This is a genomic window from Acinetobacter sp. S54 (assembly GCF_016624945.1).
GTDB lineage: Bacteria > Pseudomonadota > Gammaproteobacteria > Pseudomonadales > Moraxellaceae > Acinetobacter.
The window spans coordinates 1-22,343 of the sequence record NZ_JACVUI010000013.1 but is presented as its reverse complement, the minus strand read 5'-3'; the positions used below and the strand labels follow the sequence as shown (position 1 = coordinate 22,343).

General features: G+C 40.5%; 20 protein-coding genes, 4 tRNA genes and 1 riboswitch. Of the genes, 20 read left to right on the top strand and 4 right to left on the bottom strand.

Features of this window, described 5'->3' with window-relative positions:
* Window positions 1-2 precede the first annotated feature (2 nt).
* Both IAE20_RS14175 and thiC read right to left on the bottom strand, forming a co-directional pair.
* Window positions 3-629, bottom strand: coding sequence for an NUDIX domain-containing protein (locus tag IAE20_RS14175; protein ID WP_200482607.1), 627 nt, complete (start codon window positions 627-629; stop codon window positions 3-5).
* 78 nt (window positions 630-707) lie between these two features.
* Window positions 708-2,624, bottom strand: a complete 1,917-nt coding sequence (gene thiC, locus IAE20_RS14170; RefSeq protein ID WP_200461464.1) for a phosphomethylpyrimidine synthase ThiC — start codon at window positions 2,622-2,624, stop codon at window positions 708-710.
* A gap of 94 nt (window positions 2,625-2,718) precedes the next feature.
* A riboswitch (TPP riboswitch) is annotated at window positions 2,719-2,853 on the bottom strand.
* A 132-nt stretch (window positions 2,854-2,985) separates the two neighbouring features.
* Between thiC and IAE20_RS14165 the strand changes: the two genes are divergently transcribed.
* Window positions 2,986-4,332 (top strand): TolC family outer membrane protein, encoded by a 1,347-nt coding sequence (locus tag IAE20_RS14165; protein ID WP_413784502.1) that lies wholly within the window; start codon window positions 2,986-2,988, stop codon window positions 4,330-4,332.
* A 100-nt stretch (window positions 4,333-4,432) separates the two neighbouring features.
* Window positions 4,433-5,155: a phosphate signaling complex protein PhoU gene (phoU, locus tag IAE20_RS14160; RefSeq protein WP_200461466.1), complete on the top strand. Its 723-nt coding sequence runs from the start codon at window positions 4,433-4,435 to the stop codon at window positions 5,153-5,155.
* A 471-nt stretch (window positions 5,156-5,626) separates the two neighbouring features.
* Here the strand turns inward: phoU and IAE20_RS14155 are convergent, their stop codons facing one another.
* Both IAE20_RS14155 and argH read right to left on the bottom strand, forming a co-directional pair.
* Window positions 5,627-5,902, bottom strand: coding sequence for an oxidative damage protection protein (locus IAE20_RS14155; RefSeq protein ID WP_200461467.1), 276 nt, complete (start codon window positions 5,900-5,902; stop codon window positions 5,627-5,629).
* 9 nt (window positions 5,903-5,911) lie between these two features.
* Window positions 5,912-7,345 (bottom strand): argininosuccinate lyase, encoded by a 1,434-nt coding sequence (argH, locus tag IAE20_RS14150; RefSeq protein ID WP_200482608.1) that lies wholly within the window; start codon window positions 7,343-7,345, stop codon window positions 5,912-5,914.
* On the opposite strand from argH, the gene IAE20_RS14145 reads away from it, so the two are divergent.
* From IAE20_RS14145 to IAE20_RS14060, 18 genes are all read left to right on the top strand, one after another.
* Window positions 7,336-8,520 carry a sensor histidine kinase gene (locus IAE20_RS14145; RefSeq protein ID WP_200482609.1) on the top strand — a complete coding sequence of 395 codons (1,185 nt, stop codon included), beginning with the start codon at window positions 7,336-7,338 and terminating at the stop codon, window positions 8,518-8,520. The genes argH and IAE20_RS14145 overlap by 10 nt on opposite strands.
* Before the next feature lie 36 nt (window positions 8,521-8,556).
* Complete coding sequence (locus IAE20_RS14140; RefSeq protein WP_200461470.1) at window positions 8,557-9,297, top strand: LytR/AlgR family response regulator transcription factor; 741 nt, start codon at window positions 8,557-8,559, stop codon at window positions 9,295-9,297.
* 107 nt (window positions 9,298-9,404) lie between these two features.
* Window positions 9,405-10,322 (top strand): hydroxymethylbilane synthase, encoded by a 918-nt coding sequence (gene hemC, locus IAE20_RS14135; RefSeq protein ID WP_200482610.1) that lies wholly within the window; start codon window positions 9,405-9,407, stop codon window positions 10,320-10,322.
* 15 nt (window positions 10,323-10,337) lie between these two features.
* On the top strand, window positions 10,338-11,120 hold the full coding sequence (locus tag IAE20_RS14130; RefSeq protein ID WP_200482611.1) for a uroporphyrinogen-III synthase: 783 nt from the start codon (window positions 10,338-10,340) through the stop codon (window positions 11,118-11,120).
* Complete coding sequence (locus IAE20_RS14125) at window positions 11,117-11,956, top strand: hypothetical protein (RefSeq protein WP_200482612.1); 840 nt, start codon at window positions 11,117-11,119, stop codon at window positions 11,954-11,956. The genes IAE20_RS14130 and IAE20_RS14125 overlap by 4 nt, the downstream gene beginning before the upstream one ends.
* A gap of 9 nt (window positions 11,957-11,965) precedes the next feature.
* Window positions 11,966-13,153: a heme biosynthesis protein HemY gene (locus tag IAE20_RS14120; protein WP_200482613.1), complete on the top strand. Its 1,188-nt coding sequence runs from the start codon at window positions 11,966-11,968 to the stop codon at window positions 13,151-13,153.
* Window positions 13,154-13,161: 8 nt separating this feature from the next.
* Window positions 13,162-13,596, top strand: coding sequence for an acyl-CoA thioesterase (locus IAE20_RS14115; protein ID WP_200482614.1), 435 nt, complete (start codon window positions 13,162-13,164; stop codon window positions 13,594-13,596).
* A gap of 572 nt (window positions 13,597-14,168) precedes the next feature.
* Window positions 14,169-14,495 (top strand): H-NS family nucleoid-associated regulatory protein, encoded by a 327-nt coding sequence (locus IAE20_RS14110; RefSeq protein WP_120370647.1) that lies wholly within the window; start codon window positions 14,169-14,171, stop codon window positions 14,493-14,495.
* A 163-nt stretch (window positions 14,496-14,658) separates the two neighbouring features.
* Window positions 14,659-15,402: a type II secretion system protein N gene (gene gspN, locus IAE20_RS14105; RefSeq protein ID WP_200482615.1), complete on the top strand. Its 744-nt coding sequence runs from the start codon at window positions 14,659-14,661 to the stop codon at window positions 15,400-15,402.
* On the top strand, window positions 15,402-16,238 hold the full coding sequence (locus tag IAE20_RS14100; protein ID WP_200482616.1) for a type II secretion system protein N: 837 nt from the start codon (window positions 15,402-15,404) through the stop codon (window positions 16,236-16,238). Before gspN ends, IAE20_RS14100 begins: the two co-directional genes overlap by 1 nt.
* Window positions 16,239-16,280: 42 nt before the next feature.
* Window positions 16,281-18,521 carry a type II secretion system secretin GspD gene (gene gspD / locus IAE20_RS14095; protein ID WP_200482617.1) on the top strand — a complete coding sequence of 747 codons (2,241 nt, stop codon included), beginning with the start codon at window positions 16,281-16,283 and terminating at the stop codon, window positions 18,519-18,521.
* 69 nt (window positions 18,522-18,590) lie between these two features.
* The gene (locus IAE20_RS14090) at window positions 18,591-19,244 is read left to right on the top strand and encodes an FHA domain-containing protein (RefSeq protein ID WP_200461479.1); all 654 of its coding nucleotides are present in this window, start codon (window positions 18,591-18,593) and stop codon (window positions 19,242-19,244) included.
* 83 nt (window positions 19,245-19,327) lie between these two features.
* On the top strand, window positions 19,328-19,996 hold the full coding sequence (locus IAE20_RS14085) for a phosphoglycolate phosphatase (protein ID WP_200482618.1): 669 nt from the start codon (window positions 19,328-19,330) through the stop codon (window positions 19,994-19,996).
* A gap of 127 nt (window positions 19,997-20,123) precedes the next feature.
* Window positions 20,124-21,617 carry an anthranilate synthase component I gene (gene trpE, locus IAE20_RS14080; protein WP_200482619.1) on the top strand — a complete coding sequence of 498 codons (1,494 nt, stop codon included), beginning with the start codon at window positions 20,124-20,126 and terminating at the stop codon, window positions 21,615-21,617.
* 98 nt (window positions 21,618-21,715) lie between these two features.
* Window positions 21,716-21,791, top strand: a tRNA-Thr gene (locus tag IAE20_RS14075).
* 58 nt (window positions 21,792-21,849) lie between these two features.
* A tRNA-Tyr gene (locus IAE20_RS14070) sits at window positions 21,850-21,933 on the top strand.
* A gap of 37 nt (window positions 21,934-21,970) precedes the next feature.
* Window positions 21,971-22,046, top strand: a tRNA-Gly gene (locus IAE20_RS14065).
* 13 nt (window positions 22,047-22,059) lie between these two features.
* A tRNA-Thr gene (locus tag IAE20_RS14060) sits at window positions 22,060-22,134 on the top strand.
* Window positions 22,135-22,343: the final 209 nt, after the last annotated feature.

Sequence of the window (22,343 nt, the reverse complement as noted above, 5' to 3'; positions counted from 1 at the left end):
GATTACCCCTTGGCGGTTTTTGTCATTTTAATTTTCTGACTCAGCCATTGCAGTGCCATAATTACAGGTGCATTTTTTAAGCGCCTATTCTTAAAAAGCAGTTCTAACTGAGAATAATTAAAAATATGCAATTGAATATTCTCTCCTTCATCTGCAACACCATGTACTCCACCATGTTTAGGCAAATCAGCCTGTGCAGCATAAAGATGAAAGACTTCAGAACATGCGCCAGCTGATGGGTAGAAGCTAAACAGATGTTCTAGTTCATCAATTTGGCAGCCAGACTCTTCCAGACTTTCACGGCGAATGCAGGTCTCAGGCGATTCATCACCATCTAAAACACCTGCAATAATTTCAAGTTGCCACGGAGAATCTGGATCATCCATTGCACCCACTCGAAACTGTTCGATCAAAGCAAATCGTTGTTGTGCATCATTATAAAGCAGAACCCCTGCGGCTGTCTTGCGCTGGATGAGTTCTCTTTGTATTTCAGGAATATAATTATTTTGATTAAACATGCGATGTCGCAGGCTGACTTTTTCAACCTGCATAAACCCACGGAACACGTATTCGCGTGAATGAATCTCGACATCATTGTGAGAAAAAGTAGCGTGTTCAACTATGTTCATAGGTCAAAATTAGGATGAAATACAATAATTTCATCCTAACCGAGATCAAATTAAACACAAAAGCTTTTTTTGGACTACTTAGACTTTTTGGTATAATTTTTGACCGTTTTCGTGGTAGGCATTTTTCATCGCTTTGAGACCTGATTCAACTTCTAAATCATTGGCTGTCGAAGATGCCGCATGGTTTAGGTTTTGAGCATAATCACGCACATTTTGAGTGATCTTCATTGAACAGAATTTTGGACCACACATTGAACAAAAGTGTGCTGATTTATGCGCCTCTTTAGGCATGGTTTCATCATGCATGCTGCGTGCAGTATCTGGATCAAGCGCCAGATTAAACTGGTCTTCCCAACGGAACTCAAAACGTGCCTTAGACAGGGCATTATCGCGAGCCTGTGCACCCGGATGACCTTTGGCAAGATCCGCTGCATGAGCTGCAATTTTGTAAGTAATAATACCGTCTTTGACGTCTTTTTTATTAGGTAAACCTAAATGTTCTTTGGGTGTTACATAACAGAGCATCGCAGTGCCATACCAGCCGATCATGGCTGCACCGATTGCAGAAGTAATGTGGTCATAACCTGGTGCAATGTCGGTGGTTAAAGGGCCAAGTGTGTAAAATGGCGCTTCTTTACAAACTTCGAGCTGTAAGTCCATATTCTCCTTGACCATATGCATAGGCACATGCCCAGGACCTTCAATCATGACTTGTACATCATGCTCCCATGCACGATGCGTTAATTCACCTAAAGTTTTGAGTTCACTAAACTGCGCTTCGTCATTGGCATCTTGGATACACCCTGGACGTAAACCATCGCCTAGACTAAAGGACACATCATAGGCTTTCATGATTTCACAGATTTCATCAAAGTGGGTGTACAGGAAATTTTCTTCGTGATGTGCCAAACACCACTGAGCCATAATAGAACCGCCGCGGGATACAATACCGGTTAAACGGTTTGCGGTCATTGGGACATAACGGAGCAATACGCCTGCATGAATCGTGAAATAATCTACACCCTGTTCAGCTTGCTCAATCAATGTATCTTTAAAAATTTCCCAGTTTAGGTCTTCTGCAACTCCATCTACTTTTTCTAAAGCTTGATAGATTGGAACTGTGCCGATGGGTACTGGCGAGTTACGAATAATCCATTCACGGGTTTCATGGATGTTTTTACCCGTAGATAAATCCATGATGGTATCCGCACCCCAGCGCGTTGCCCATGTCATTTTTGCGACTTCTTCATCAATGGATGAGCCCAGCGCAGAGTTGCCGATATTGGCATTGATTTTTACCAGAAAGTTACGACCAATAATCATCGGTTCACATTCAGGGTGATTAATATTTGCTGGAATAATGGCACGTCCTTCGGCGACTTCCTGACGTACAAATTCTGGAGTAATTTCAGTTAAATTCTTGGCGCCAAAGTTTTGCCCAGCATGCTGGCGCATATCCACACCTTCACGTTGACGCTGGTTTTCACGAATCGCGATATATTCCATTTCGGGAGTAATAATGCCTTGCTTGGCATAATGCATTTGCGTGACATTTTTACCTGACTTAGCACGACGTGGGTTCTGAATATGAGCAAAGCGAATATTTGCGGTGCGAATGTCTTTTAAACGTTCCTGACCAAATTTTGAAGTTAGGCCTGAGAGCACATCAGTATCTTGACGTTCCTCAATCCAAGTCTGACGTACGTAAGGTAAACCCTGATTTAGATCAATCTGGAGATCGGGATCAGTATAAACGCCAGAAGTGTCATAAACCATGAGTGGTGGGTTATGTTCACCGCCTAAACCTGTTGGGGTGTCGGTGAGAGAAATTTCACGAAAAGGCACTTGGATATCTGGACGAGAACCCTGAATATAAACTTTGCGGGAAGCAGGTAAAATGCGGGTTAAATCTTTGGCATCTTGTTCGTGTTGTGCTGAAGCCTGTGCATATTGGGTGGGTGCATCAGCAGGGGAAAGATTCGTTAACTGGTTCATGGCATGATCCTTATGAAAAACACTAACGAATCAAGCAACCAAAAAAACGCAAATACAGTTATCTTTAAAAAAATAGATAAATTGAGCGATATAGTTTTTTAGATGGCTTGATTCCTACGCAGGTCTTAACCTGATCAGGTTCAACGGTACTTGGGATCAAATATATTCAAAGAGAAGAATAGATTTACCCAATCTCAGCGAGTCATTACTCGCGCTCCGTCAAGCATGGCCCAATACTAACATGGATTTACTACAATTCCCCACATCCTGCCGATTGTATTTTTAATTCATTTTTCTTAGTCTTAGTGAGCAACTTTTCAGGATTGATATAAGTTTCATGACCATAAAAAAAATACTGCTCATGACCAGTTTATGTGGTGTTTCCATTTCTAGTTTTGCCCTTGACTTAGTGGAAGCGTATGATCGCGCCAAAAAAAATGATCCCGCATGGCAGGCGAATGTTTATCAATTTGAAGCAGATAAACTGAATTTGGGGCTGGCAACGGGTAATTTGTTGCCGACTGTCACATTGACAGGAAATATCACACGGAACCATCAAACTACCAAACGTGGAGATTTTGGTGATTTAGGCGGAATAGAAGGTTCGGAAGAGTTTTCCAATGCCTTGATTAGCAATACTTCAACTCAAAAACAAATTGCTTTAAATGCACGTCAACCTTTATTTCGTGTTGATGCATGGGAAGGCTATAAGCAGGTAAAAACATCGGTTTTATTGAGTGAAATTACCTTAAAATTGCAAAAACAGGAACACGTATTAAACGTTGCACAGGCATACTTTGAGGTGTTACGTCAACAATCCTTGACGGCTGCTTATTTGCAGGAAGAAAAAGCCTTGCTTGAGCAACTCAATATGATGAATGCCAAACTTAAAGAGGGTTTAATAGCGCGAAGTGATGTCAGTGAAGCTGATGCGCAATATCAAAATGCACGTGCCAATCGGATTGGTGGACAAGTTCAGGTGATGGTGGCACAAGAAAAATTAAGCCAGTTTATTGGGCCGTATCAGAATGAAAAACTAGCAGTATTACCGGATGATTTTGAGTTTCAAAAGCCGTATCCAGCACAACTTGATGCATGGCTTGATCTCGCACAGACGCAAAATTTATCTATTCAACAAGCTCGTTTGCAACAACAATATGCTGATGATGCTCGCCGTGTGGAAAAAGCTGCAATTTATCCACAGATAGATGCTGTTGCGAGTTATGGTTATACCAAACAAACGCCTGAAACCCTGATTTCCAATGATGGTAAGTTTGATCAGATTGGGGTAGAAATGAACTGGAATATCTTTAATGGGGGACGTACTCGCACTTCTATTAAAAAAGCAACCGTGGAATTGAGTAAAGCACAATATCAGCTTGATTCAGCCAAACGCAATGCTTCGGTTGAGGTCAAACAGGCTTTTATGCAGGTACAAACGGATCAGGCTAAATTACAAGCGCGTAAAGCGGCGATGGATTCGGCCGATCTAGTCTCACATGCTTCGAGGGCTAGCTATAATGAAGGTTTAAAAACTATGGTGGATGTACTGTTAGCACAGCGTAATGCATTTAATGCCAGACAAGATTATTTGAATGCTCAATATGACTATGTTTTGAATGTTTTAAAATTAAAGGCATCGGTTGGTCAACTCAATGAAACTGATCTGTTAGAGTTAAATCATTGGTTGGTCTATAAGTCTCAATAAAATGCCAAAATTGCGGTTTTTGTCATAAAACTTTCATGCTGGATATGTTTTAATCACGGTCTATCCTTGTTTGTTCATTCGATCCTGATGGGAGGCTCCCTTGAGTCCAAGTAATCCTGTGTTAAGTCATCATATTTCTTCGCAATTCAATGAAGATTTGCAAGATGTAAACACGAAATTCATGACCATGGGCGGCTTGGTCGAACAACAAGTAGCCAATGCTATTCATGCCCTATTGGATACCGATGTCAACATGGCACTTGATGTTCAGTTTAAAGATAATACCGTGAATCAACTTGAACGAGATATTGATGAAGGTTTGACTTTGATTTTGGCGCGTCGTCATCCTGCTGCCATTGATTTGCGTATGGTATTGGCTATGAGTAAAGCCAATACAGATTTGGAACGAATTGGTGATGAAGCGGCCAAAATTGCCCGTATTGCTCAGAACTTGTGTGAAGAAGGCGGCTCACCACGTGGTTATATGGAAACACGTCATATTGGTAATCAAGTTCGAGTCATGATTCATGACGCGCTAGATGCCTTTGCGCGTTTGGATGCAGAACAGGCGTTGCAGGTATTGCTTGCAGATGCCGACATTGATCGTGAATACCAGTCAGCAACACGTACATTAATGACGTATATGATTGAAGATCCTCGTCATATTTCACGGGTAATTAATGTAATGTGGGTATTGCGCTCACTGGAACGTATTGGTGATCATTCTCGTAATCTTGCTGAACAAGTCATTTATATCGCCAAAGGTCTAGATGTCCGACATACTCGCATAGAAGAAATCGAAGAAAAAGTGCATCGCGGATAAAAATATTCTGAAGCTTATGCCCATAAAAAAAGACCTTGAATTATTTCAAGGTCTTTTTTTATCGATGAGATGTGTGCCTAAATAGTATCCGATATCCTTTCGGTGATGCTTCACAGCAAATATGATAATAATTCGTCTGCTTCCTGCTGACGTCAACTTTAGAATATTAAAATGATTGAAATTATGCGAGGGATAAAAGTAGATAGATTGCGTAAGAAAAGACGGACAAAAAAATCCCAGATTTCTTGGGGGGAGAAATCTGGGAAGAAAACATCGTAAGGCTGCATTGGGGGATGCTTAATGCCTTGCTATGGAATCATTATAGGAAGAAAAATTGAAAGAATCATGCAGAGTCTTGTGAGGCTATGTAATATTATATGTTTCTATGTAATAAACGTAAAAAGTAGTCACTAAGACTACTTTTTAAAGAAAATTTTTTGCAGATATCGTGAAGAAAGCTAAAACGATGCTTTAATTTTCCTCAGGCTTCCAGCCCTCAGCTTTTTCGACACTTTCATCATTATTGAAAAACTTCTCGCGTTGTTCTTCCAAAAACTTTTTAGCTTCTGGTTCAAATACATTTAAGCGTTTTTCGTTAATTAATGTGGTTTGGTGCTGTAACCATTCTTGCCAAGCCTGCTTAGAAACATGCTCAAATAATTCCTGACCTTTCGCTCCAGGAAATGGTGCAAAATCGAGGCCTTCCATTTCCTTTTGATATTTAACACAAAATACTTGGCGACTCATGAGTTTTCCTTAAGCGTAAAGTTGTTCAAGACGTTTTTCAGCACGTACAATCGCGGCCGTCACCTGTTTTGGAGAAGTTCCTCCAATATGGTCACGCGCATTGACAGAAGCTTCTAGCGTTAATGCTTTATCAAATACATCGGCGCTAATTAAATCTGAAAATTGCTGAAGTTGTTCAAGAGTTAATTCAGATAAATCTTTATCTTCCTGCACGCCTAGTGCCACAGCTTTACCCACAATTTCATGAGCATCACGGAATGCCACACCTTTTTTCACCAGATAATCTGCAAGATCTGTAGCCGTTGAAAAACCACGAAGTGCAGCCTCTCGCATAATTTCGATATTTGGCACTAGGGCAGGAATCATGTCTGCAAAAGCCATAAGCGAACCGCGAACTGTATCAATCGCATCGAAAAGTGGTTCTTTATCTTCTTGATTGTCTTTGTTGTAAGCCAAAGGTTGACCTTTCATCAGCGTCAAAAGGCTGATTAAATCACCAAAAACCCGACCAGATTTGCCACGAATTAACTCAGGTACATCTGGATTTTTCTTCTGCGGCATAATCGATGACCCTGTACAAAAGCGGTCAGGAATATTTACAAATTTAAATTGAGCAGATGTCCATAAAATTAATTCTTCAGACATACGCGACAAGTGCATCATGATTAAAGCTGCTGCAGCGTTGAACTCAATAGCAAAATCACGGTCAGAAACAGCATCCAGTGAATTTTCAGATACTGCTTCAAAACCTAAAAGTTCCGCAGTATAAGCACGATCGATCGGATAGGTCGTGCCTGCCAATGCAGCAGAGCCCAGTGGCATACGATTGACACGTTTACGACAATCTTGCAGACGTTCAGTATCACGAATGAACATTTCAAACCAAGCCAATAAATGATGTCCAAAAGTCACAGGTTGTGCTGTTTGTAAATGAGTGAAACCAGGCATGATGGTATTGGCATTTTTTGCAGCTAAGCCCAGTAAACCTTTTTGTAAACGCAGTAGAATCGATAAAATATCATCAATTTCATCACGTAAATACAAACGAATATCGGTCGCGACCTGATCGTTACGGCTACGACCTGTATGTAGTTTTTTGCCTGTAATACCGATGCGTTGAGTCAAACGAGACTCGATGTTCATATGTACATCTTCTAAATCGATACGCCATTCAAACTGGCCCGCCTCAATTTCAGACTTAATTGCTGTTAAGCCCTGAATAATGTCATCACGTTCAGCATCCGTGAGGACGCCTACTTTTGCCAACATAGTGGCATGGGCAATCGAACCGGCGATATCTTGTTTATAAAAGCGTTGGTCAAATTGTACAGATGCGGTAAATTCAGCAACAAAAGCATCTGTCGCTTCACTAAAGCGACCGCCCCACATACCAGATGTCTGGTTCTGGGCAGATGAATGAGGGGAATTCGAAGATGTGGTCATGTTGGCTCGGTAAAAAAAAGCGAAAAATAAAAAAGAGTATAACAAATTCCTCAAGGCTTGCCGATGCCCAGAGTTCGATGGATTTAAATCAACAGATTCGACTTTCAGGTAACTCTTACTTTTTTACCAAAATAGGTCAGTGGCAACATTTGTTGGAATTGATAGTGGCCAGTAACGTATTAGCGATCGTGTTGGCACTGGCAGAAGCAGGGTCGTGGCAGACATTGCAGGGCTTAAGGCTTATGCAATATGTGTTTTTTATTAACTGGGTGGTATTGTCATTTTCAGCGATTTTAGATCATTTCCACATTTTTTTTAATCGCACTAATCAAGTCACCGCTTTGGTTATTGGTTTTATCTTGTTGCAAATCATCGTGTTTTTAACCACTTGTATTGGCAATATTTTGCAACACTGGGGTAGTTATTTCACTCTACACCATTTCAATCGCGATCTTTTATTTGCTGGTGTGGACATGCATTTAAGCTATGGCATTTTGCTCGGAGCATTTTGTCTGCGCTACATGTATGTGCGTGATCAATGGTTGACCCAGCAATACAGTGAGTTGAATGCACGCATACAAGCCATGCAAGCGCGCATTCATCCACATTTTTTATTTAATAGCTTAAATAGTGTAGTTAGCTTGATTAGTCTTGATCCAGATAAAGCAGAAACCATGCTGATCAGTTTATCTAAGCTATTTCGTGCCAGTTTCCAGCAACTTAAATTAGTCACCTTGAATGATGAAATTGAACTTTGTCGACAATATTTATTTATCGAACAAATTCGATTAGGTGATAGATTTCATATTGAATGGAAAATTCCGTATACTGTTCAACAACTTAAAATGATACAAATTCCGTTGTTGACCTTGCAGCCTTTACTTGAAAATAGTATTTTTCATGGAGTAGAAAAAATTGGTGGGGCATGTCAAATTGGTGTATTGGTTGAAATATTGCAAAATCAAGTCAGTATAGTCATTACCAATCCATACAGTCACGATACAATAAAAACCAGAGAAGGACACGGTATTGCTATAGATAATGTGAAACAGCGTCTCAGAGCGTATTATGGAAATACGGTCAAGTTTCAAACCTATAGTGCGCGTGGGTTGTATACCACAGTGGTAAGTTACCAATATCAGGCAAACAATAATAAGTCAGGGTTAACCGATTAAAACGAAACAAACCAGTTAACGCGACAAGGAGGAGAAATGAGGATCTTAATCTGTGATGACGAACCTCTGGCGGTTGAACGATTGTCACGTTTAGTTACGCAATTGGGGCATCAAGTGGTCGCGACTGCTAATAATGGACAGGATGCGCTTGATCTGGCTGAGCAGTATGAACCAGATGTTGTTCTGCTCGATATTCAAATGCCTGGCATGGACGGCCTGTTTTGTGCAGAACAAATCAGTCATTTTGATCCCATGCCTGCGATTGTATTCTGCACGGCTTATGATGATCATGCACTTGAGGCGTTTAAATCTCAAGCCAAAGGATATTTACTAAAGCCGATTTCCCAACAAGATTTGCAGCAAGTTTTAGATCATTTAACCAAATTAACTCAAGCTCAGCTGAGTACGATAAAACAAAAAGAAGATATGGACGACGTGAAAATACAAAGACATCAAATTACAGCCAAAACCTATCGTGGCGTAGAACTAATTCCGATTGAAAATATCTATTATTTTCTGGCAGATCAAAAATATGTCACGGTACGTCACAAAAATGGCAGTGTACTCATCGACGAAACGTTAAAAGAACTTGAGCAAGAGTTTCCTGAGCGTTTTATACGTATTCATCGTAATGCTCTGGTTTCAATTGATTATCTTGAAGGTCTTGAATTAGTTACTTCGGGTCAGTATCAAGTCCGTTGTCGTGAGGTAAGTGAGCGTCTTTCCGTAAGTCGTCGTCATTTACCACAACTACGCGAACGTATGCAAAAACTCTAACAAGATATCGCCATTCGTTGGTTTTGAGCTTGTTTAACTTAGATTTTACTTGCAATTTTAAGAGATCGGGTTAAGTTTAGAGTTTGTTTTTAACTGATCCAAGATTTATGCAGACCTTGAAAATTGCGACTCGTCAAAGCCCGCTTGCTCTTTGGCAGGCAGAACATATTCGTGCTCGATTGCAGGAACTTTATCCTGACTTAAAGGTGGAATTAGTTAAATTTGTAACGCAAGGCGATAAAATCTTGGATACACCGCTGGCAAAGATTGGTGGTAAGGGTTTATTTGTAAAAGAATTAGAGGCCGCTTTATTGGATGGTCGTGCTGATTTGGCTGTACATTCCATGAAAGATGTACCGATGCATTTGCCTGAGGGTTTATGCTTGCCAGTGATTTGTGAACGTGAAGATCCTTTCGATGCTTTTGTATCTAACAGCTTTGCCCATTTTGATGATTTGCCACGCGGTGCACGAGTAGGTACATCTAGTTTACGCCGTAAATGTCAAATTTTAAAACAACGACCAGATTTAACCATTATTGATTTACGTGGCAATGTGGGGACTCGTTTGTCTAAACTGGATGCTGATCAATATGATGCGATTATTCTAGCCAGTGCGGGACTTAAGCGTTTAGGATTGGAAAGTCGTATTCGTCATACCCTTGGGGTTGAGGTGAGTCTGCCGGCGGTTGGTCAGGGTGCGCTGGGACTAGAATGCCGTACAGATGATCAAAATGTTCTGGGTCTCATTCAACCTTTATTACATGAACAAACTTGGCACTGTGTTCGTGCAGAGCGAGCTTTTAATGCGTATCTTGAAGGTGGTTGCCAAGTACCTATTGCAGGCTATGCGACTTTAAATGGGACTAAAATTTCGATTGAAGGTCGAGTGGGCAGCATAGATGGACAAACTTTACTTTGTGCACAGCAGTCTGACCAAATTAAAAACGCTGAACAACTTGGTGTTCGTCTGGCGCAGCAACTCTTACAGCAGGGCGCAGGTGAGTTACTAAGTGCATTACACTAAGCAATTGTACTCGCTATGTTATTTATCAATACCCGACCTACAGTTCGAGCTGAACAGTTAAATCAATCCCTACAGGCAAAGGGATATGAGGTGATTGATTATCCTTTATTGGAATTGATTGAATCACCTTATTCAGATGAGTTGGTTAGACTTTATCAGCAGCTTGCACAGACTCAGGTGGTTGTGGTGGTGAGTCCTACCGCAGCGGAAATTGGTTTGCGCTATCTGCATCGCTCAGGAATAGACATTCAACAGCTCAAACATATTCAATGGGTTGCAGTTGGAAAAAGTACGGCGGATTATCTTGCGCGATACCAGCTTAATGCTGAAGTACCTGCGATTGAAACATCAGAAGGCATGCTACAGCTTGAGATGTTTAAACAACCTTCACGCTTAAAACAGATTGCATTCTGGCGCGGTGAAGGTGGGCGTCAGTTCATGATGCAGCATTTAGCCTCACAAGGTATTGAGGTTTTAAATTTTGTGTTATATAGCAGGCACTGCCCTTTGGAAACCGTTGAATATCTACCGATATTGACATCTCGAATTTTGGCAGAGCAGGAAAAAGTATGGGTTTTGATGAGTAGTGAGGCAAGTTGGTTAAATTGGCTGAAATTAGTTGAAGCCTTGCCATCAGTATGTCATCGATGTTGTTATATGGTATTGGGTGAGCGTTTATTTCACATATTAATGACATATAAAAATCAGCAAAATGCGTATTATTCGGTTTGCCGTGTAGATGACTTAAAGCCTAACACTGTGTTGGCCCAGTTAGAGAAAGATGAAGGACGTTTATGAGGAAATTTATCGGGTTTATGGTGATTTTGGCTTTGCTGTGGCTAGCGAAGTTAAGTTATGACTCATATCAACTTTCTCAACGTTTTGATCTCCTTGAACAAAATATCACGCAGATTGAGCAGAATAATGCCAATTTGAATGATCATCTGGTTGCTTTGCAACGACAGTTGGCGAACCCTTCCACTACAGCGTCTAATTCACCAAGTGAGCACACTTCCTCGGCATCTCTTCATGCGACATTAAACCCTGTTGCGGTGATCAAACAACAATTAGAGTTAGTACAATTTGCATTGCAACAACATCAGTATATTTATGCAGTCGATAAACTCAACCAGCTTAATCAGCTATTGCCTAGTTATACGCTCGCGCCTGCGTTAGAACGCAGCTTGCATGAGAGTATCAATAAAGATAAACAAGCAATTCAGCAATTTATTATTTCTAAAAACCAGCAACAACAAAGCTTCGATGATCTGATTCAATTAATAGATAAAGATTTACAAACAGCGCAAGAAAATAGCCATGTAGAGTTAAAGCGACAGCAACAACAGCATTTTTGGGAAGGATGGTTTCAATTGCAGCGAGTTGATCGCGCCCCTGCGGAGTTAATTAATCGACGTATTATTTTAAAAGAAGTGCAACTGCGCCTATTGTTGGCTCGCCAGGCCATCAACGATGGACATTTAACTGAATATCAGCATGTTTTGACCATGGCGACTCAACAGTTAGCACAACTTCCAGATAAAGCAAGTCAAGATTTAAAAATGCGGTTGGAAAAGCTGAAACAACTTCCAACGCTTCCTGTACCTAAACTCATTACGCTTGAGCTATTGGGATAAGGAGAATACATGCGCGCATTACTCCAAACTTATGCCGTGGTGGCTTTGTGCCTATTGGCCTTACTCAGCGTGTTGAGTTATGGCTATGGTGCGGGTTATGTTTATATCTATTGGCGCGACTGGCAATTACAGACCAATGTGTGGATATTATTACTGTTAATTGGAGTGTTGACTTTATCAGTACAACTGATCTGGATGACAGTCCGAAGATATTTACATCGTGAACAGCGTAAATTGGAAACGGTTTTTAATCTTTCACATTTGCATCCCTATGAACAATTGGGAGTAATTTGGTTGTTGGAAGCTGCAAAAGATCAGCAAAATTTTGTTAATCAGGTCTTTGAGAAATCGGGTCTGCTAAAAGGAATTGTTGAGGCAAAGCTTTTATTTCAGAAAGAAGAATACGATCAAGCTTTAAATGCATTGAATCATACTTCGCCTATGGCATTTGAACTGGCTGAATTACAACGTATTGAGCTTTTTTTGGCTAAAGGTCAAACTGAACAAGCTTTAACGCATTTAGAATTTTTGCAACAACATCAATTATCGCCATGGCTCAAACAAATTGAACAAGCCTATCAACAACGCATCACGGTGCTTTGGGGACAATTGGCATTGCAACAACCTTGGGTGTATTTACGTTCTCTGAAATATGGTCATCTTGATCCCCACAGCCGTGATATGTGGTTGCAGCAATTACTGACACAGTTTGACCAAGCCTCTTTAGATGATTTACATGCCATCCAACAGCGTTATTTAGATCTAGAGCAAGAAATTAAAACGCGACCTTATACGAGCAAGGTGTTGTGGCTTAAATTGCTTGCACGGTTGCCAGAAATGAGCTTACAGCATGAAATGTTGGCTTTACATTTGCTGAATGAACAGTTTGATCGAGATGTATTTTATTTATGGTTTCAACAACAATTATTAAAACAGAATCCAGATTATCGAGATATTGAGAAAAAAATAGAACAGTTTGAGCAGCGTTATTTGAGTATGCCTATCCTGACTTTTGCAAAATGGCATGTCTATATGGCAACAAAACGGCAAACTGAAGCCGATGAATTGTTGCAATTGTATCCAGATGATGTGCTGATGAGTTATTTAAGGATTAAGTCGCAATTGAATGAAAGTCAGATTCAGCAATTAAACTTAGTCTTTGAAAATGATGCTAATTTTCTACAATTTAAAATATGAGTTAGATTATGAATGAGCTTACACACTATCCGGTGATTCATGAGCAGGTCGTAGCATGGGGGGATATGGATGCCTTTGGTCATGTGAATAATGTTTTATATTATCGTTATATTGAAAGTGCCCGAATTCGTTATTTAGACTGTTTGAATATTTTTGATGAGAAAATATATACCGTAGTTGCATCAAATCAGTGCAAATATTTAAGTCCGGTATTTTATCCAGATACTTTAAAAATAGGCGCAAGAATCGAAGAAATTCGTAATAGTGCGTTTAGAATGAATTATATATTATGGAGTACAACTCAGGAAAAAGTTGTAGCCACTGGTGAGGCGGTGATGGTGGTGGTTGATCCAGTTCACCTAACTAAGCAGGCAATTCCAGCACATGTGAAGCAGAAAATTATCATGCTGGAACAACAAGCAGGTCATCAACTTGATGCTTAATCTGCCTTTAAGCTTAGCGTGTATTACAACTAATTTTACAGATATAAGGGTTAGAAGAAATATTAATCTGAGTTAAAATATGACTGTTCTAAATCCATTTTTTTGTTTCATAACTTGAATATGAATTTAAAGTAGTTAAGGGTGTCATTCGAGAATGATACCTTTTTTTTATTTATTATGATTTAAAAATATATCTGTGGTAGTTTGATTTTTCTGAATATTTTTATATCACCTTGCAAAATACAAAACTTTTAAATAAGTAGACAGAAATGTCTATTTTTAAGTGATATTGAATTTTATTGAGATTGAAAATTGATCTCGATTATTGAGTCCTAATTAATGCTATTGATGATTTATTATAAGATGAGTCATTGATCAATTAAATCTCTCGATATAATACAATCCTCGACCTAGTAATCTGAATGATCATATTTGTAGTTTGTTGTTTAAAATTTGGTTTTAATACTTGATTAAGGGACTAGAACTAAAATAGTATTAGTTTGAATTTAATTCAAAGAATTAATTTTAAATTTTTGTCTGAATAATATTTTGTTTATTGGAGTAGGTTTTTAATGAAACCAGATATTAGCGATCTTTCGGTTGATGAATTAAAACGTTTGCAAGAAGAAGCGGAAGCTTTAATTGCATCTAAAAAAGATCAAGCAATCGAAGATGCATATAATCAAATTTTGGCAGTTGCTGAGGCGGTTGGTTTTACAGTTGAAGAATTACTTGAGTACGGCGAGCAAAAGCGTAAAAAAACTACGCGTAAATCAGTAGAACCGCGCTACCGTAATAAAAACAATTCAGAAGAAACCTGGACAGGTCGTGGTAAACAACCACGCTGGTTAGTGGCTGAATTGGAAAAAGGTGCCAAACTTGAAGATTTCTTAATCTAGTTTTCATCTTTTTGTCACTCAATCACCTTAAAGTGAGAAAAACCAAGCAAGAATGCTTGGTTTTTTTATAGAGTTGAATTGGCGATGTTGAAAAAGTATGCATAATGTCTAAAAGAGAAAAATCTCAACAGGGAAAGGCAGTTTGCATAGTGGTAATGGCTGAATGAAAAAAAAATCGAAGCAAGTGGCGTGGTGGGTGTTTGCCGTTATTGCGTTTTTAGTCTTTGTGGTTTTACAAATTCCTGCGAATTGGTTAATTTCAAAATTCTCTAAAAATAATCAGACCCTCAGTAATGTCAGTGGCAATATTTGGCAGGGGCAAGCCGATTGGCATCGGGGTAATCTGCGAGGTTCTTTGCACTGGAATACGCGTCCGCTGGATTTAATTCTGTTGCGGGCAGCTGCTAATGTTGAAATTCATAGTGGTAATACTCAGTTGCAAGGTATTTTGGGCTATGGCTTTGGTAAAAAAATTATTATTCGTCAACTTAATGGTCAGATTGCACCCGAAACATTAAAATCAATTGTAAACTGGCAGTGGCCAGCAAATAGTATTCAATTGAGTGATGTGAAATTTAACTATCAAAAAGAACAGGGATTTACACAGAGCGAAGGGCAGTTGCATTGGGGTGGTGGAGAATTGGTATATACCTTTGGGCAGCGTCAAGAGCGTATGAACATGCCATCATTACAAGGACAAATACAAGATAAAGATGGACGTCTGCAACTTGATATTCGTGATCAACGTAGTCAAAAAATGGCGAATCTGGCCTTTGACCAAAACTTGATGCTGGATGTCCAGCTTACCCAGCGGTTACTGTTGAATGTTCCTTCTTATGAAGGTAAAGCAGGGCTAGATACGTTTGTCATTAGTACTCGTCAACCATTGTTCTCAGGTGGATTTTAATGAAAACAGTGTTTGAGCGTATACAACGGATGCCATGGCAGAAAGTTGATCAATTATCAGCTGTGGTGCTGATCTTTTTAATTGTATGGTTATGCTGGAAATTGGCTTCACTATTCTGGTGGGTGGTCGCTCCCCCCCAAGCTATGCAGTTTGATCGTGTTGAACTGGGATCCATGCAGGCACGGATTCCCAATATCACTAGCTTTTCATTATTTAACGAACCCACTGCAACCGCGGCGAACGATAATCAAACTTTTGAATTACAAGGTGTGATGATTGGCTACCCCAATCGTTTTTCTTCCGCTGTAATTAAAGTCAATGATAAAGCCGAGCGTTATCGGGTTGGTGATAGCATTGATAATAGCGCTTATCAGTTGTCAGAAGTGTATTGGGATCATGTGATATTGCGTCAAAGTGGTGGTGCGACTCGTGAAATTCGTTTTAAGGGGCTTGAAAATGGTCTATATCAGCCAATTGTACCTCCAACCACAACTGCTCCTGCAACGCCTGCGGTTCCCCCTGCTGCTGCACAAAATTCCAACGCCGTGATTGGGCAAGCTATTCAACAAATGCAGCAAAATCGCGATCAATATTTACAGAATATGGGAGTGAGTGCTGCCAATGGATCGGGATATGAAGTAACAGATCGTACCCCTGCGGCACTTCGTAATACTTTAGGTTTAAGATCTGGGGATCGCATTCTTTCCGTCAATGGACAGTCAGTTGGTCAAGGACAGAATGACGTACAACTGTTAGAACAAGTGAAGCGAGAAGGTCAGGTCAAAATAGAAATAAAACGTGGTGATCAAGTGATGACCATACAACAAAGTTTTTAAGTGATGTTGATCATCATAACGAGTTAGGAAAAAGAGCAGGCTATGGCTTTATTGAATCATCGTCCACTTTGGGCTTTACTGGCAGCCGCTCCAGTGATGGCAGCTACTAGTACAAGTGCCTTTGCACAAACATGGAAGATTAATTTACGCGATGCTGATTTAACTGCATTTATTAATGAAGTAGCGGATATTACAGGTAAAAACTTTGCGGTCGATCCGCGTGTTCGTGGCAATGTTACGGTGATCTCCAATAAGCCTTTAAATAAAAATGAAGTATATGATCTATTTTTAGGGGTTTTGAATGTCAATGGTGTAGTGGCCATTCCTTCAGGTAATACCGTCAAACTGGTTCCAGACAGTAATGTCAAGAACTCAGGTGTTCCGTATGATGCACGCAATAATGCACGAGGGGACCAAGTGGTGACGCGCGTTATTTGGGTGGAAAATACTAATCCAAATGATTTGATTCCTGCATTACGTCCGCTTATGCCACAATTTGCCAATTTGGCTGCTGTGCCAGGGACCAATGCATTGATTGTTTCGGATCGTGCGACGAATATTGCCCAGCTTGAAACGATTATCCGTAATCTGGATGGCACTGGGCAAAATGACGTCGAATCGGTCGCTTTACAGAATAGTCAGGCAGAAGAAGTTATTGGCTTGCTTGAATCGATGAGTTCGACAGGTTCCTCTAAAGACCTCAATGGTTCGCGTGTACGCATAATCGCAGATACGCGAACTAATCGGATTTTGGTCAAGGGAGATACAGGCAGTCGTAAGCGCATTCGTAATTTGATTGAAACTTTAGACGTTCCTTCTGCTGACCGTTTAGGAGGGCTAAAAGTATTTCGTCTGAAATATGCAAGTGCTAAAAATCTCGCAGAAATTCTACAGGGTTTAGTAACAGGGCAATCTGTCTCATCCTCAAATAATAATAGCCGTAATAATTCGACTTCAAATTCAACTAATAATATTAATAATCTCATTGGTAATCAAAATAACAGTTCCAGTACTGGAAGCAGTTCTATTTCAACGCCGTCGATTAATCTGAATAATAATTCCAGTTCAAGTCAGAACCAGAATGCGATTACCAGTTTTAACAATAACGGTGTCAGTATTATTGCAGACAGTTCACAAAACGCATTGGTGGTCAAAGCAGATCCACAACTTATGCGTGAAATAGAGTCTTCTATTCAACAGTTGGATATTCGCCGTGAGCAGGTATTGATCGAAGCTGCGATTATTGAAGTATCGGGTGATGATTCGGATCAATTGGGTATTCAATGGGCTTTGGGCGATTTAAGTAGTGGTGTTGGATTAATCAGCTTTGGAAATGTGGGGGCGAGTTTGGCTTCCATTGCCGCAGGCTATGCTAGTGGCGGAACCTCTGGTGCTGCGGCTGCTATTGCGGGTGGTGCCAATAAAGGGAATGGCGCAACCATTGGGCTAGGGAATTTTGATTCACGTAAAGCGTATGGTGCATTGATTCAAGCTCTGAAAACCAATACTAAATCTAATCTACTTTCGACCCCTTCTATTGTAACCATGGACAATGAAGAAGCTTATATTGTAGTGGGTCAGAATGTACCTTTTGTCACAGGGTCGGTGACGACGAATAGCACGGGTGTTAATCCTTATACGACTGTGGAGCGTAAAGATGTTGGTATTACCCTAAAAGTGGTGCCGCATATTGGTGATAATGGAACGGTGCGTCTGGAAGTGGAACAGGAAGTGTCTGCTGTTCAAGATAAAGGTGAGGCTACAGACTTAATTACCAGTAAACGTGCAATTAAAACGTCTGTGTTGGCTGAACATGGGCAAACTGTAGTATTAGGTGGTTTGATTTCGGATAATACCTTATTGTCACGTCAGGGTATTCCAGGGTTAAGCAGTATTCCTTATGTTGGTCGTTTATTTCGCTCAGATTCGCGCAGTAATGAAAAACGTAATTTGCTAGTATTTATTCATCCAACTATTGTGGGGGATGCAAATGATGTACGTCGTATTTCCCAGCAGCGCTATAATCAACTTTATAGTCTTCAGCTGTCGATGGATCGGGATGGTAACTTCGCTAAGCTTCCTGATAATGTTGATAATATTTATCAACCCACTTCTGCGGCACTTGCAACGCAAATTTCAAATTATCAAAAAGTTCCAACAGCAGGGCAGAATCAGGTCATGACTACGCCTGTTGCAGTTGAGCCTACCGTGCAGTTACCTGCCAAAGAGGTTGAGCGCACAAAAAATACAGTAACCACGACGACAGTACGACCAGCATCTTAACAGGATCGGCACGAAATCGTATTTTGAGCATGTTATGATATTACTAAATCAAAATTAGAGAGTTTAATTATGACTTGGAAGTTACAAGCGATTACGGGCGAGTTTACGGGGCAGGAAATAAGTATTGATCATGATTTGCTGGTTGGCCGTGGGCAGGATGCCGATTTGGTTTTACAAGCTGCAGAAGTTTCACGTAAGCATGCGGCGCTTCTTTTAAAAGATGATCAGCTCTGGGTGCAAGATCTAAATTCTTCAAATGGTACTTTTGTCAATGATTTGCGTATTGAGCAAGACGTTCAATTGCATGAAGGAGATATTGTACAATTTGCAGGACTCAAATTTTCAGTTTTGGCACCTGCACAGCAAAATCAGGACTTACCAGAAATTGAAGTTGAACCTGTAACAGAAATACCCGTACAACAAGTGTTAAAAACTCCGGCTCAGGAGATGAATGATGCGGGTATGCCAAGTCTAAATGAGCGGGCAGTTGCGACCCCAGTCAGTCGTGAGGGTATGCCAGAATCTGTCGTAGTACCAAAACCTGCTCCTATTCCAGAGGGTGTTGATGTCAAGGTTCAAGCTGAACCTGAACTTACACCCATCGAGCAGCCTGTTTCCCGAGTTGAACAAGAAAAAGAACAACAAAAAAATGCATCTGTTGGTTTGATGACTGTGATCATCATTATTATTCTGGCAGTATTGGCTTGGGTGTTCTTTAAATAGTGCCTTGATTGAGAAATTAAAGGCATGCATGGGCATGCCTTTATTTATTTCGTATTTTTTAAAAATTGAAAACAGGGTGTCAAATGTCATTGTTACAGCTTGAACAGCGTAAATTAATTTTATTTGATCTGGATGGGACGTTAGTCGATACCGCATCAGATATGTATCGTTCTATGAATTTGAGTTTACAACAGCTCGACTGGGCCGAGGTTACTGAAGCTCAAGTTCGGCAGTGGGTTGGGCAGGGCACAGGCAAACTTTGTGATGCAGTTTTACAGTTTTTATTCGGTCAAATTGAACCAGAAAAACATCAACAATTATTAGAAAAATATTTAGAAGTCTATGCGCAGGAGTTATGTGTTCACAGTCGTTTGTTTGAGGGGGTCCAATCATTTTTGGATGTCTGTAAAAAACGTCATATTGATATGGCTTGTGTGACCAATAAACCTGAACATCTGGCAAAAGAATTATTGCAAAAGCTTGAGGTAGATCATTATTTTGAGCTTGTAGTCGGTGGAGATAGTCTTCCTTTACGAAAACCGGATCCATTGCCGTTATTACATAGTATGCAAGTATTTAAGACCACGCAGTTGCAAACATTAATGGTAGGTGATTCAAAAAATGATATAGAAGCTGCTCGCCGTGCAGGTATCGATTGTATTGTAGTCAGCTATGGCTATAATCATGGTGAGAATATTTACGATAGTGATCCGCAACAAGTGGTCGATCGTCTGGATCAATTATTGGTTTAAATGAAAGTCTTTTATTAGAGTGTGCATTAAGGAGTTTGGGATGAATTTGGGTCAGGTTTTTCGATGGCGATAATCGCGTCTTTTATCAACATTATCGTGCTTTACTAAAAACCATTGAGAGAAATTCATGACTACACTTGCACAATTTGAACAATTAAAGGCTGCTGGCTATAACACTATTCCAGTTTATCGACAGCGTTTAGCGGATACTGAAACCCCGCTTTCTGTTTTTGCGCGTTTAAAAGATCATACACAAGCCTATTTATTTGAATCGGTTGAAGGTGGTGAAAACTGGGCGCGCTACTCAATCATTGGATTGGGTGAATCGACGGTTTTTTCTTGCAATGCAGGTGTGTTGACCATTAAAAATGCGCAGGGGCAAATTGAAACGCAAAATTGTGCCGATCCTTTTCAATACATTCGTGATTATCAAACCCAGTTTAAAGTTCCTCCCCATGCGTTAATTCCAGCTCTACCCCAATTTACTGGTGGTTTGGTGGGGTATTTTGGTTATGATGCAGTGCGTTATATTGAGTCTCGTTTAAATAATGTCCCTGAAGCTGATCCAGTGGGTTTGCCAGATATCTGGATGATGTTGTCTAAGACCGTCATTATTTTCGATAATTTAAAAGATACGCTTTTTTTTATCGTTCATGCCAACACGAATGACGAAGAAGCTTATCAATCTGCACAAAACCAACTAGATTCTCTAGAGCGTTTGTTGGCTACCCCTATTAGTTTGCAAGCCAAAACTCACACAGCGCCGCATTTTGAATCTCTAACCGGTAAGGCTAAGTTTCTCGAATCAATTGAAACTGTAAAAGAATATATTCGAGCGGGTGATGTCATGCAGGTGGTGCCGGGTCATCGCATGGTTTCAGATTTTGATGGAGATGCTTTGCAGGTTTATCGCGCGTTACGTCATTTGAATCCTTCTCCCTATTTATTTTTAGTCCAAGGAAGAACTCTGACGGATGATCAACCTTTTCATATCGTAGGGTCATCGCCAGAAATTTTATCCAGACTTGAAGATGGAATTGCTACTGTGCGTCCATTGGCTGGTACACGTCCTCGAGGCAAAACCAAAGAAGAAGATCTGGCATTGGAACATGAACTATTGGCAGATGAAAAAGAAATTGCTGAACATTTGATGTTAATAGATCTGGGGCGCAATGATATAGGGCGTGTATCCAAAATTGGCAAGGTGCAAGTGACCGACCGCATGGTGATCGAGCGTTATTCACATGTCATGCATATTGTGTCTAATGTGCAGGGTGAAGTACGAGATGATATTGATGCTTTGGATGTCTTTAAGGCAACATTCCCTGCGGGAACGTTATCGGGAGCACCCAAAATTCGTGCTATGGAAATTATCGACGAGGTTGAACCGGTAAAACGTGGAGTTTTTGGTGGTGCTGTTGGGTATTTGGGCTGGCATGGTGAAATGGATATGTCGATCGCCATTCGGACCTGTGTTATCCGCAATGGAAAAGTCTATGTGCAGGCTGGAGCGGGGCTGGTTGCAGACTCAAATCCTGAGTCAGAATGGAATGAAACTCAAATAAAAGCACGCGCAGTGATCAAAGCGGTTGAATTATCGTCAAACGGATTGATTTTATGAGTTTTTAGCAGTTTTTTTAAAAAAACTGCTTGCATCGTTTCTGAGTTTTGCTAAACTGCACACCGTTCCGATACGAAACGTACGAAACACTAAGAAGCGCCGGCATAGCTCAGTTGGTAGAGCAACTGACTTGTAATCAGTAGGTCCACAGTTCGAATCCGTGTGCCGGCACCATCTTAAGGTTGATCGTTGTTGAGGTAAAGAACATGCACTGAAAGTTAAGTGTGATATTGGTGAGATTCCCGAGCGGTCAAAGGGAACAGACTGTAACTCTGTCGCGTAAGCTTCGAAGGTTCGAATCCTTCTCTCACCACCATTAACTTCGATTGAAGTGGTAAATGTACCAACGCTGTGCGGGAGTAACTCAGTTGGTAGAGTGGCAGCCTTCCAAGCTGCATGTCGCGAGTTCGATCCTCGTCTCCCGCTCCATCGAAGGATTATCGCTCTTATAGCTCAGTGGTAGAGCACTCCCTTGGTAAGGGAGAGGTCTCGAGTTCAAATCTCGATAAGAGCTCCAGATACAGTTTGGTGAATGAAAATTCACAACAATTTCAAAAGCAGGCTTATTAGTCTGCTTTTAAAGTATTGGGCGTCTGTTTTTTTAGACTAATGTCGATGTGCTGTGTAGCTTCGGTGCCTTTTGTAGCCTCTTGTAGCTTGCTTTCGACGTAAATGAGGAAGATCATCATGGCTAAAGCCAAGTTTGAACGTAATAAGCCGCACGTA